9 protein-coding genes are annotated in these 12,694 nt (G+C 71.8%); 7 read left to right on the top strand and 2 right to left on the bottom strand.

The window, feature by feature from the left end:
• Positions 1-25 precede the first annotated feature (25 nt).
• From IPK24_13125 to IPK24_13100, 6 genes are all read left to right on the top strand, one after another.
• Positions 26-616 carry a response regulator transcription factor gene (locus IPK24_13125; GenBank protein ID MBK8076474.1) on the top strand — a complete coding sequence of 197 codons (591 nt, stop codon included), beginning with the start codon at positions 26-28 and terminating at the stop codon, positions 614-616.
• A gap of 9 nt (positions 617-625) precedes the next feature.
• Positions 626-1,870, top strand: a complete 1,245-nt coding sequence (locus IPK24_13120; protein ID MBK8076473.1) for a ribonuclease D — start codon at positions 626-628, stop codon at positions 1,868-1,870.
• 133 nt (positions 1,871-2,003) lie between these two features.
• Positions 2,004-2,669, top strand: coding sequence for a hypothetical protein (locus IPK24_13115; protein MBK8076472.1), 666 nt, complete (start codon positions 2,004-2,006; stop codon positions 2,667-2,669).
• Between the two features lie 168 nt (positions 2,670-2,837).
• A complete protein-coding gene (locus tag IPK24_13110; protein MBK8076471.1) occupies positions 2,838-4,400 on the top strand; it encodes a PepSY domain-containing protein in 1,563 nt (520 codons plus the stop codon).
• A gap of 143 nt (positions 4,401-4,543) precedes the next feature.
• Entirely contained in the window at positions 4,544-5,779 is a 1,236-nt protein-coding gene (locus tag IPK24_13105; protein ID MBK8076470.1) for a thiolase family protein, read from the top strand.
• Positions 5,776-7,914, top strand: a complete 2,139-nt coding sequence (locus IPK24_13100) for an enoyl-CoA hydratase/isomerase family protein (protein ID MBK8076469.1) — start codon at positions 5,776-5,778, stop codon at positions 7,912-7,914. The genes IPK24_13105 and IPK24_13100 overlap by 4 nt, the downstream gene beginning before the upstream one ends.
• A 132-nt stretch (positions 7,915-8,046) precedes the next feature.
• Here the strand turns inward: IPK24_13100 and IPK24_13095 are convergent, their stop codons facing one another.
• Positions 8,047-9,645 carry a hypothetical protein gene (locus IPK24_13095; protein MBK8076468.1) on the bottom strand — a complete coding sequence of 533 codons (1,599 nt, stop codon included), beginning with the start codon at positions 9,643-9,645 and terminating at the stop codon, positions 8,047-8,049.
• A gap of 158 nt (positions 9,646-9,803) precedes the next feature.
• On the opposite strand from IPK24_13095, the gene IPK24_13090 reads away from it, so the two are divergent.
• A complete protein-coding gene (locus tag IPK24_13090) occupies positions 9,804-10,643 on the top strand; it encodes a hypothetical protein (protein MBK8076467.1) in 840 nt (279 codons plus the stop codon).
• On the opposite strand, the gene IPK24_13085 is transcribed toward IPK24_13090, so the two are convergent.
• On the bottom strand, positions 10,615-12,552 hold the full coding sequence (locus tag IPK24_13085; protein MBK8076466.1) for a 1-deoxy-D-xylulose-5-phosphate synthase: 1,938 nt from the start codon (positions 12,550-12,552) through the stop codon (positions 10,615-10,617). The genes IPK24_13090 and IPK24_13085 overlap by 29 nt on opposite strands.
• Positions 12,553-12,694: the final 142 nt, after the last annotated feature.

The raw sequence follows: 12,694 nt of genomic DNA, 5'->3' as shown, positions 1-12,694 counted from the left end.
GGACATGGAGGTCGGCGTGACCACGATGGTCGAACGAGCTGGAGTCCCGGTGCCTCGCCCTGGTCGATTTGCTGCGATGGTCGTCGTGGCCACCCCGTCACTGCGGGACTCGGTAGCCCACACCCTGCGCGTGTTGGGTGCGCGTCACGTGCTCGAGGTGGGGACGGTGGCCGACGCCCGGGTGAAGTCGGGTGCCGGGATCGCCGACATCTGCGTGGCGGAGGCAGCACTGCCGGACGGCTCGGGGATCACCCTGATCCGCGAACTGCGTGCCGCGGGCTGGGTGCGTGCGTTGGTGCTCAGCACGGCCGACGATCCCTACAGCGTGCGGGCAGCCATCGGTGCCGGTGTCCGGGCCTACCTGGTCTCGGCAGCAGCCTCGGCGGCCCCGCGATCCACCGCCGACCGCGGCGATGGCGTCGACTCCCTGTCCGCTCGGGAGATCCAGGTGCTGCAACTGGTGGCGGACGGCAAGTCCAACAAGGACATCGGCGAGGAGCTCGGACTGTCCGCCCTCACCGTGAAGAGTCATCTGGCGCGCATCGCGCGCAAGCTCGGTACGGGTGATCGTGCCGAAATGGTGGCCACTGCCCTGCGCTCCGGAGCCATCGCATAGGTTGGCACCGTGAGTGAGGGTGCGCCTGAGGTCGGAGCCGAGATCGAGGCGCCCCCGCCTGCGCCGCCGCTGACCCGTCTGGACGTGCCACGGGACGGCACCCCGGCCGTCATCGCCGACCCGCACGCCCTGGCCACCGCCGTCGCCGCTCTGGCCGCCGGAACCGGGCCGGTCGCGGTGGACGCCGAGCGTGCCTCCGGTCACCGCTACGGCCAACGGGCCTTCCTGGTGCAACTGCGCCGCGAGGGCGCCGGCACCCTGCTGGTCGATCCGGCCGCACTGCCGGATCTGTCCCCGCTGGGCGCGGCGATCCAGGACGCCGAGTGGATCCTGCACGCGGCAGGACAGGACCTCCCGTGCCTGGCCGAGGTCGGCATGCGGCCCAGCCGACTGTTCGACACCGAACTCGGCTCGCGCCTGGCCGGTCTGGCCCGGGTCGGCCTGGCCGCTGTGGTCGAGCAGCTGCTCGGGCTGGGGCTGGCCAAGGAGCACTCCGCCGTCGACTGGTCCACCCGGCCACTGCCCGAGCCCTGGCTGCGCTACGCCGCGCTCGACGTCGAGGTGTTGATCGAGCTGCGGGACGTCCTGGCCGCCGACCTCGAACACCAGGGCAAGCTCGCCTGGGCGCAGGAGGAGTTCGCCGCCCTGGCCGCCGCCCCGCCACCGCCGCCGCGGGTCGACCCCTGGCGGCGCACCTCCGGTCTGCACCGGCTGCGCACCCGGCGCCAGTTGGCTGCCCTGCGCGAGCTGTGGCTGGCGCGGGAACAACTGGCCCGCGACCAGGACGTCTCCCCCGGACGTCTGGTGCCCGATTCCTCGCTGGTCGAGGCCGCCTCGGCCCGACCCACGAACGCTCGCGACCTGGCGGCGCTGACCACGTTCACCGGGCGGGCCGCCCGGCGCCAGCTGCCGCTCTGGGTGGAGGCGCTCGCCCGAGCAGCCGCCTTGCCGGACGCCGAGCTCCCCCCGCAGCACCTGCCCGCCGACGGGCCGCCGCCCGCCCGGGTCTGGGCCGACAAGGATCCGGTGGCCGCCGCCCGGCTCACCCGCGCGCGCGCCGCGATTCAGGTGATCGCCACCGAGCACACGCTGCCGGTCGAGAACCTGATCAGCCCGGACGCCGTCCGGCGGCTGTGCTGGTCGCCCCCGGAACCGGTCGAGGTGGAGGCGGTCCGGGCCATGCTGGCTGATCTCGGGGTCCGTACCTGGCAGCTGGACCTGACCGTGGACACCCTGACCGAGGCCCTGGGCTGAGCGGGTCTGCCAGCCCGAGAGACGGTGTGACCGAGCCGATGTGCGCCCTCGTCCATCGGCCCACCGCCGACTGATAACCTCCCCGAGCCGCCCTGGTGGCCTCGCCATCGACGACACTCCGGGAGTCCTCCCCGTGCCCAGCCGACGCACTGCAGCAGTCCGCGCTGCCAGTTTGCCGTCGCTGCGCGCCATCGGATTCGGTGCCACCGCCATTCCCGTCAGCGCCGTGAGCCACTGTCTGGCCGGGGGCAGCACCCCCAGCCTGCTCACCGTCGTCCTGGCCTGGACGATCGTCGCCCTGGCCCACCGGCTGGCGCTGGCCCGCACCGAGCAGTCCTGGCTCGTGCTGGCCGCCACGCTCACCCTGATCCAGCTCGGCCTGCACCTGCTCTGGGCCGGCGCCGAGCCGAGGCCCTCGACCGGCCATCCCCTGCCACACGTCGCAGCGCAGGTCGCCCAGGTTGCCCAAGCCGCCGGCCACGGCCTCGGCCACGACGGGCTCTCGGGACGCATGGTGCTGGCGCACGCCGTCGCGGGTGCGCTGCTCGGCTTCCTGCTGCGGTGTGGTGAGGCCGCTCTGTGGTCCACGGCCCGTCACCTCGCGCACCGGCTGTCGCTCGTCGTGCACGTCTTGCGCGCCCTGGCCGGGACCACGACGATCGACCCCTGCGACTGCCCTGCGCGGTGGCAGGCCTGGCCCACCCCGTGGCTCGACCCCGCCACCCGCCGCCATCGGGTCAGCGGTGGCCGGTACTGGCGCGGCCCTCCGGCCGTGCTGCCGGGCCTCTGCGCCGCCTGACCTTCGGCGCGGCGGCGGGGGCACTCACCCCTGCCTGAGCAGGCCGACGAGCCTGCTCACCCATCACCTCACTCATCACGCGAACGCCGCCCGCCGCTGCGGTGCGCCGTCCGTGGTTCTCGTGCTGCGCGCTCGATGGAGCGCGCCCTCATCCTCAGGAGTACCGCTATGTCGACCACCTCCGATCACGGCACCGCCGTGACCACGACCGAGGAGGTGCCCGACGTCGCCCACGACGAACGGGCCACCACCCCACGCACCGGGAATGGGGTGTTCCGCGCCTTCTGGCGCTGGCACTTCTACGCCTCCGTCCTGGTCATCCCGATCATGGCCATGCTGGCCCTGACCGGCCTGATCTACCTGTTCCGCTGGCAGATCGACCCGGTGATGCACCCCGGGGTGCTCACGGTGAGCGTGCCCGAGCACGGTGCGCCGATCCCGTTGAGCCGCCAGGAGGCGGCCGTCCACGCCGCCTTCCCCGACCAGACCGTCACCGCGGTGCAGCAGGGCGCCGAGAACCGGGCGACCTTCTTCACCGTGCAGACCGGTGAGGATTCGAGTCGCAACGTCTACGTCGACCCCTTCACGGGCAAGGTCCTGGGCTCACTGGGCGAGACCGACCTGCTGTCCAACCTGGCCGTTCAGGTGCACGGCAGCATCGTCTTCGGCAGCCTGCGCGACATCGAGCTGTTCCACGACCCCATCGTCGACGACACCTTCACCGTGGGTACCGCCGGCGACCGGATCATCGAGCTCGCCGCCTGCTGGGCGATCGTGATGACCCTCACCGGGTACTACCTGTTCTTCCGGGGTCGCGCGGCGCGGTTGCGGCGCAAGGCATCTGCCGCGGTCGGGGCGAAGCTGCGCAACCAGCACGGCGTCACCGGCGCGGTGATCGGCGCGGGCATCCTGCTGCTGGTGTTCTCCGGCCTGCCCTGGACCGGTCTGTGGGGCAGCGTGGTGCAGAAGTGGGCCTCGGGTCACTCGGCCAGCCTGTGGGGTGAGGACCCCGGTGCGACCTCGACGCTGGGCGAGAAGCTGACCGAGATCGGCAGCAACTCGGCCCCGGCACCGTGGGCCGAGGGCGCGGCGCCGATGCCCGAATCGATGCCGGAATCGATGCCCGGCATGGATCACGGCACCGATGCCGCCGGCAGTTCGTCGTCCGGCACGATCTCGATCGATCGGGTGATGACCGCGGCGGCGAGCGACGGGCTACCGCAGCCGTACTACATCACCTACCCCGACGAGAAGGACGGGGTGTTCTCGGTGCTGGCCGATCAGTGGCACGACAAGTCCAACCCGGCGTTCACCAACGTCGGCAAGGAGCGCACCGCCCACGTCGACCAGTACAGCGGTCAGGTCGTGGCCCGCTACGGCTACTCCGACTACACCGTGGCGGCCAAGACGGTCAGCCAGGGCATCGCGCTGCACGAGGGCCGACGTTTCGGCTCGTTCAACACCATGGCCAGCACGGCGTTCTGCCTCGCCGTGCTGTTCCTGTGCATCAGCGGCCCGCTGATGTGGTGGCGGCGCCGTCCCACCGGCGGCGGGGTCGCGGCCCCGCGCGGCAAGATGCCGTGGAAGGCCACGCCGTGGCTGATCGCGGCAGGCGTCGCCTTGGCGATCTTCTTCCCGCTGTTCGGCGCGAGCCTGCTGCTGGTGCTCGCCTTCGACCAGTTGGTGCTCACCCGGGTGCCACGCCTGGCTCGCACGTTCAACCGGGTCTGACCGCCCCGGGAACCTGACAGGGTGGGGTGTCCGTGCACGTCGCGGGCACCCCACCCGTCACTGGTCGGCGACGGCGTGAGAGGACTCTCGTCGCGGGGCCTCGGCAGTTTTATTACTGTCGAGTAGCATCACGGCGAACCCCCATGAGCGAGGAGGCTCGAGTGGCCGGCATCCTGCACGACGTCGTCTTCGTGGACGGCGTGCGCACCCCTTTCGGCACCGCCCGTGACACCGGGATGTACGCCCAGACCCGGGCGGACGATCTGGTGATCCGTTGCATTCGCGAACTGCTGCGCCGCCACCCCGAGCTACCCCCTGAACGCGTCGACGACGTGGCCATCGCCGCCACCACCCAGACCGGCGACCAGGGCCTGACCATCGGCCGCATGGCCGCGTTACTGTCCGGGTTGCCCAAGAGCGTGCCGGGCTTCGCGATCGACCGGATGTGCGCCGGGGCCATGACCGCGGTCACCACGACCGCATCGGGCATCGCCAGCGGTGCCTACGACGTCGTGATCGCCGGTGGCGTCGAGCACATGGGCCACCACCCCATGGGCACCGGGATCGACCCCAACCCGCGCATCCTGGCCGAGAAGCTGGTCGACCCCTCCGCGCTGGTCATGGGCCAGACCGCCGAGAACCTGCACGACCGATTCCCGCAGCTGACCAAGCAGCGGGCCGACGCCTATGCCGTGGCCAGTCAGGCCAAGCTCGCCGCGGCCTACGAAGCCGGTCGGATCCAGGCCGATCTGGTGCCGATGGCCACCCGCAACGTGGACGCCGGCTGGGGCCTGGCCACCGTCGACGAACCACCCCGACCCGGCACCACCCTGGCCGACCTGGCCGCCCTCAAGACCCCGTTCCGCCCCCACGGCCGGATCACCGCGGGCAACTCGGCAGGCCTGAACGACGGCGCCACGGCGTGCCTGCTGGCCTCGGCCGAGACCGCGGCAGAACTCGGTCTGCCCACCCGGATGCGTCTGGTGGGCTACGCCTTCGCGGGCGTCGAGCCCGAGGTGATGGGAGTCGGCCCGGTACCGGCCACCGAGAAGGCGCTGGCCCGGGCGGGCATGAGCATCGAGGACATCGGGCTGTTCGAGGTCAACGAGGCGTTCGCCGTCCAGGTGCTCGCCTTCCTGGATCACTTCGGCATCGCCGACGACGACGAGCGGGTCAACCCGGACGGCGGCGCGATCGCGGTCGGGCACCCGCTGGCCTCCAGCGGGGTGCGTCTGATGACCCAGCTGGCCCGCCACTTCGAGGCCCGCCCGCAGGTGCGCTACGGGCTGACCACCATGTGCATCGGCATCGGCATGGGCGGCACGGTCATCTGGGAGAACCCCCACCACGCCGACTACGGCAAGGAGCGTGCGGCATGACCGCCTCGAGCCCGACCACCACCGGCCCGACCTCGTCGAATGCGGATGCGCTGCCGGCCCTGCCGGACGAGGTGGTGACTCGCGCCCTGGTGCGTGACGTCGTCCTGCCCCGCACCGTCGGCGGCGACCCGGGCACCCTGGCCCTGATCACGCTGGACAACGGGCGCGACCACACCCGGCCGACCACGTTCGGCCCCGCCGGGCTGCGCAGCCTGAACGAGGCACTCGACCAGGTCGCCGCCCAGGTCGCGGCCGGTCAGATCAGTGCCGTGGCCGTCACCGGCAAGCCGTTCTTCTTCCTCGCCGGGGCCGACCTGACCATGGCCGCTTCAGGTGCGGCGTCGGCGTCCGGCCCTGCCGAGGCGCGTGAGGTGGCGGTCGCGATCGGCCGCTACGGCCACGACGTGATGCGCCGGCTCGGCGAGCTGGGGGTGCCCTCGTTCGCCTTCGTCAACGGCGCGGTGCTCGGCGGCGGGGTCGAACTGGCGCTGCACTGCACCTACCGCACCATCTCGTCCGGGGTGCCGGCGCTCGCGCTGCCGGAGTGCTTCCTGGGCATCCTGCCCGGGTGGGGTGGCACCTACCTGTTGCCGAACCTGATCGGGCTGGCCCCGGCACTCGAGGTGATCGTCGCCAACCCGCTGCAGAACAACCGCATGCTCAACGGCCGCAAGGCCTTGGCGTTCGGCATCGCCGACGTGATGTTCGACCCGGCCGACTTCCTGGAGCGGTCGCTGGCGTGGGCGGGCGACGTCCTGACCGGCGTGACGACCGTCGAACGAGCCGAGATCGACCGCGACGAGCAGACCTGGACGGCGACCCTCGCCGAGGCGCGAGCCGGGGTCGACCTCAAGCTGCACGGCGCCGCACCGGCCTGCTACAAGGCCCTCGATCTGGTGGCGCTGGCGCGCACCGCCGACCGTGACACCGCCTTCGAGGCCGAGTCGCAGGGGCTGGCCGATTTGATCGTCAGCCCGCAGTTCGCCAACAGCCTGTACGCCTTCGACCTGGTCAACAAGCGCGCCAAGCGCCCGGTGGGGGTGCCGAGTTCGTCGCTGGCCCGCCCGGTGACCAAGGTGGGCGTGGTGGGCGCCGGGTTGATGGCGACCCAGCTCGCCACGCTGTTCCTGCGTCGGCTCAAGGTGCCGGTGGCCCTGACCGACCTGGACGCCGAGCGCGTCACCCGCGGCGTCGACGCGGTGCGGGCCGAGATCGATTCCCAGGCCGGCAAGGGACGGATCCGCCCCGATGAGGCGAACCGGCTGAAGGCCCTGGTCAGCGGCTCGGTCGAGGCAGCCGAGGCCTTCGCCGGCGCCGACCTCGTGATCGAGGCCGTGTTCGAGGAGCTCGAGGTCAAGAAGACCGTCTTCGCCGCGGTCGAGAAGGTGGTCTCCCCCGAGTGCGTGCTGATGACCAACACCTCCTCGTTGTCGGTCACCGCGATGGCCGCCGACCTGGCCCACCCCGAACGGGTGGTCGGGTTCCACTTCTTCAACCCGGTGGCGGTGCTGCCGCTGGTCGAGGTGGTGCGGGCCGAACAGACGGACGACGCGACGCTGGCCACCGCCTTCGCCGTCGGCAAGCAGCTGCGCAAGTCGTGCGTCCTGGTCAAGGACGCCCCGGCGTTCGTGGTCAATCGGCTGCTCACCCGCTTCCTGGGTGAGGTCACCGCTGCCGTCGACGAGGGCACCCCGATCGAGGTGGCCGATGCCGCCCTCGAGCCGCTGGGCCTGCCGATGAGCCCGTTCCTGCTGCTGCAACTGGTCGGCCCGGCGGTGGCGCTGCACGTCGCCGAGACGATGCACGCCGCCTTCCCCGACCGGTTCGGGGTCTCGACCAACCTGCGGGCCATCGTGGCGTCCGGCCGCTCCGGGGTGTTCACCTGGGGCATGGACGGCAAGCCCTATGTCGACGACGAGACCAAGGCCATCCTGGTGCAGGGCGACGCGCCGTCCACCGCCGAGCAGGTGCGCGACCGGGCGCTCGCGGCGCTGGCGCAGGAGTGCCGGCTGATGGTGGCCGAGGGAGTGGTGGCCGAGGCGGCCGACATCGACCTGTGCATGCTGCTCGGAGCCGGCTGGCCGTTCCACCTGGGCGGGATGACGCCGTACCTGAAGCACACCGGACACCTCTGACCCCACCCCCCGTGATCATGTAATTCGTGCACATTTCCCCCGTGATCATGCAATCCGTGCACGCTTGTGAAGCGTCTTCACAAGCGTGCACGGATTGCATGATCACGGGGTGCGGGGTGTGACGCCCGAGTGTCAGCTGAAGTTGGTGCGCAGGGTGCGGGCGAAGGCGGCGACCTGACGACGCAACTCGGCCTGGTCGACGTCCAGCACGCTGCGCAGCACCGCCTTCTCGACCACCGCGGGATCCTGCTCCGGGGACGTCGCGGCGGCTGCGTAGAGCTGGAACAGCCGGGCCTCACCGTAGTGCTGGGCGATGTAGAGGCAGGTCAGCCAGGCGTCGGTGTAGTTGCGCGCGACCTGGCTGTTGGTGCCGGTGTAGAACGTCGTGCTCTGGGTGACCAGCACCGGCCGCCAGACCCGCTTCTGCAGTTGCTGCCAGGTCGGGGCGGGTAGGCCACGACGGTCGAGGGCGACGACGGCGCTGACTCGGCCCGCCACGAGCTGGCGGTAGGCGATGAACTCGGCCGCCCCCTCGACCAACCAAGCCGGCACGGCCCCCTGACCCTCCAGGGCGAGCGCCACGTGGGTGATCTCGTGCCGGAGCACGGCCTGCGATCGGCTGTCCCGCCGGGTCAACAGGTAGGGCGTGACCGCCAGCCGGGCGGCCACGGGTGCCGAGCTCGTCGTGCCGCTGCGACCTTGACCGGTCAGGGTGCGTACCTCGGCGGCAAAGGCCGCCGGATCGTTGCCGGCGCGGCGTCCCTCGCGAGCGGCCCGCCCGCCGAACCAGCTCGCCACGATGACCGGATCGGTGGAGGCGTACGCCACCACCTGCCCGTTCCAGCGCGTCGACGGCAGCACCGCCCGGACGGCGCGGCTCGCCTGCTCGAGCTCGGCGGCCAGCCTCTGGTTGTCCGCCCGGCGTGCCGGGTCACCGACCACGAGCGCGTGCGTCGTGCGCGCGACGGTGACCTCGGTGGTCACCCAGGGCTCCATCGGGGTTGCCGCTGACGGGGTGATCGGCCGGGCCGCCGGGGCTGCGGCGCTGTCCCCCACCAGTCGCCAGGCCGACCCCACCCGGCCGAAGCGCAGCGCGAGCACGGTGGCCACCGGGCTGCGGTCCCACCCGGCGAGGGTGTACCCGAACTGCACCGGCACATCCACGTAGCGGTCGAATCGCGCCGGTGCCGGATCGGTCCGCAGCGCGGGCAACGGCCCCGGCAAGAGACTGAACTGGACGGCGCTCGCTCCGACGGTGCGCACTCGGGCCGGCAGCGCCGCCCATCGCGCACCGAGGGCCTGGTCAGCCGGGTCGACCAGGGCCGCGATGCCGGCCGTGTCCCCCGCACGCACGGCGGTCTGCATCCGACTGAGCAGCTGAGTGATCTCGATCCGGGCATCCCCCGGCCGCGCTGCGGAGGCGGCGGGCCCCCGACCGAGCAGACCGTTCAGGCCAGGCACCCGTGAGGGGGCCAGCACGGCGAGCGACCCGAGCGCCACCACGGCCGCCACGGAACCGGCCAACCCCATCGAGCGGCGCCGACGTCGCCCGGCCGTGGGCAGAGTGGGCCGGGCGGGCACGTCCAGCTGCGGCGGGCGGTCGCCCGCCCGCGCGATGGCCTCGGTGCTGATCGCCTCGGTCGGAGGTCTGGTCAAGTGCGCCAGGGGCAACCCCATCGGACGGGTGGCAGCGACCTGAGGGTCGACCACCGCTCGTCCGTTGTGATCCACGACCAGCACGGTAACCGCACCGCCCTGGTCACGCGCCGTGTTTCAGGGTTCACCACAGGCCCGCATCCGTGCCCGTCGCTCACCTACTGCTGCTCCACACGGGCGAGACCGGCCCTCGTAAGGCCAATCAGACGCGTGGGGCAACTACTGTGCGTGACATGAATACCGGCGAATCGGCGTCCGAACTGCGTCGAGCAGTACTCAGCGTCATCGTGACCCACGACATCGACATCACGCCGCATGATCGCGGTGTCGTGCTGGCCGGCGGCACCCTGCTCGCCTGGGACCAGCTGGCCCAGGTGTGCGGCTCCCGAGCCCCGATGAGCCCCGCAGCCCGGCACCGGATCGCCGCCCTGCTGCGGATCCACGATCACCTGGCCCGGTTGGACCACCCCTCGACCCGGGTACAGCAGGGCCGGACGGCGCGCGACGTGCTGCGCGAGAGCGCCGAGATCATGGCGCTGCCTCGTGGTCACGTGCACCACTTGGGGCCTGCCTGGCAGCACCGCGAGGTGGCCGGGCGTGCCCTCTCACTGGGCCTCGGGCTGCGCACCACCGAGGACCGGCCCCCGCTTCCCGTGCCACACAGCCTGTTGCAGCGCTACGGCCTGTCCGCCGAGGACTGCTGGCCGCGGGCGACCGTCCATCTCGAGCGGCACGCCACGGTGGCTGCCGAACTGCTCACGCGGGGCGGGCGGTACGCCGGCACGCTGCGACCGGTCGCCGGCAGTGACGTCCTGACGCTGCTCGCCGGCAGCGGGCTCCGCCGGGCGCTGGCCGCCGGTGACGGCAGCGGCATGCGAGCCGTCGCCGTCCCAGCCCGCGCTCAGGGCTGGTACGACCTCACCCGGGTCGACCCGGCCTACGTGGCGCTGGCCTGGCAACTCACCGATGAGGTGGACCGCGGCGTCAGGGTGCCTCTGCTGGTCACCGCCGACGAGGTCGTCTCCGCCTCGATCCGTGGCGACCTCACCCGGCCCGCGGTCGAAACGCGCTGACGTCGGCCGCACGAGGGGTGATGTCCTGGATCACCTCGTCGCTGATCGTCACGGCGGTCAGGCCGATCTGGTCGAGCACGCTGGCACGGCCGGCGTGATCCAGGAAGGTCGACGGGATCCCGAAGGTGCGCACCGGGACGTCGATCCGACGCCCGGCAAGGTGTTCGCGCACCACGCTGCCCACGCCGCCGCGCACCAGGTTGTCCTCGATGACGACCACCAGTCGGTGCCCGGCAGCCAGGTCGAGGACGGCGTCCGGTACCGGCAGTACCCATCGTGGGTCGATCACCTGCGCACCGATCCCGCGGGCGGTCAGGCGCGCGGCGACGTCCAGCGCGGTACCGACCATCGCGCCGACCGCCACCAGCAGGACGTCGGCGGGACCCTCGCGATACAGCACGTCGACAGCGCCCGGGCCTGAGCCACCGGAAGATCCGGCCGCGCCGCCGAGGGTGTCGATCGCGGGGATGTCCGCCGGAACGGCGCCCTTCGGGAACCGCAGCACCGTGGGGCCGTCGGTGATCGCGACGGCCTCGGCGAGTTCGGCGCACAGTGTGGCGCCGTCACGTGGGGCCGCCAGGCGCAAGCCGGGCACCATGGCCAGCATCGACATGTCCCACATGCCGTTGTGGCTGGCGCCGTCATCACCGGTGACGCCCGCCCGGTCGAGCACGAACGTGACGCCTGCCCGGTGCAGGGCACAGTCCATCAACACCTGGTCGAAGGCCCGGTTGAGGAAGGTCGCGTACACCGCGACCACCGGGTGCAGACCGGCGAAGGCCATACCGGCGGCACTGGTCGCCGCGTGTTGTTCGGCGATACCGACATCGAAGACCCGCTCGGGGTGCTTGGCCGCGAACCGGTGCAGCCCGACCGGGATCATCATGGCGGCCGTGATGCCGACCAGTTCCGGGTGTTCGTCGGCGAGTTCGACCACCGCGTCGGAGAACACCGAGGTCCAGCCCGTGCCCGAGGCGGCCAGCGGCTGGCCGGTCTCGGGGTCGACCACCCCCACCGCGTGAAAGTGGTCGGCGCTGTCGTTCTCGGCGGGGGCATAGCCATGGCCCTTGCGGGTGAGGACGTGCACGATCACCGGGCCGCCGTACTCGCGGGCGCGGCGCAGCACGTGCTCGAGCTCGGCGATGTCGTGCCCGTCGACCGGGCCGAGGTACTTGATGCCCAGGTCCTCGAACATGCCCTGCGGGGCCACCACGTCCTTGAGGCCCTTCTTCACGCCGTGCAGCGCCTCGTAGGCCAGCCTGCCGGGGGCACCCCGCCGCTGCAGTACGCCCTTGCCCCAGTCGAGGAAGCGCTCGTAGCCACGGGTGGTGCGCAATGTCGACAGGTGGTGGGCCAGGCCACCGATGGTCGGCGCATAGGAGCGCCCGTTGTCGTTGACCACGATCACCAGGCGACGGTCGGGGCCGGCGGCGATGTTGTTCAGCGCCTCCCAGGCCATGCCGCCGGTCAGCGCGCCGTCCCCGATCACGGCCACGACGTGGCGGTCCTCGCCACGCAACTGGTGTGCTTTGGCGATGCCGTCCGCCCACGAGAGCGCGGTCGAGGCGTGGGAGTTCTCGACGATGTCGTGCGGTGACTCGGCGCGGCTCGGGTAGCCCGAGAGGCCACCCTCCTGGCGCAGGCCCGAGAAGTCGTGCCGGCCGGTGAGCAGCTTGTGCACGTAGGCCTGGTGGCCGGTGTCGAACACGATCCGGTCGGTCGGTGAGGCGAAGACCCGGTGCAGGGCGAGGGTCAGCTCGACCACGCCCAGGTTGGGACCGAGGTGTCCCCCGGTGCGCGAGACCTGTTCCACCAGAAAGGTACGGATCTGGGTTGCGAGGTCGTCCAGGTCCTCGGGGCGCAAGGGCTGGAGATCCTCCGGGCCGCCGATCGAGGCGAGCTGCACCATCCGGGCTGGAACCTCCCTGGTCCGGCCACACACCGACACCGATACCGATACTAGGTGGCCCCGCCCGGAGCAGCCGTTCGAATCCAGCTCACGTGCGCAGGATCTCCACATCTGCATGTCGGCAGCTGCGTGTCGGCAGCTG

The sequence above is a fragment of the Kineosporiaceae bacterium genome (assembly GCA_016713225.1).
Lineage (GTDB): Bacteria > Actinomycetota > Actinomycetes > Actinomycetales > Kineosporiaceae > JADJPO01.
This window is presented reverse-complemented; position numbering and strand designations above follow the sequence as displayed.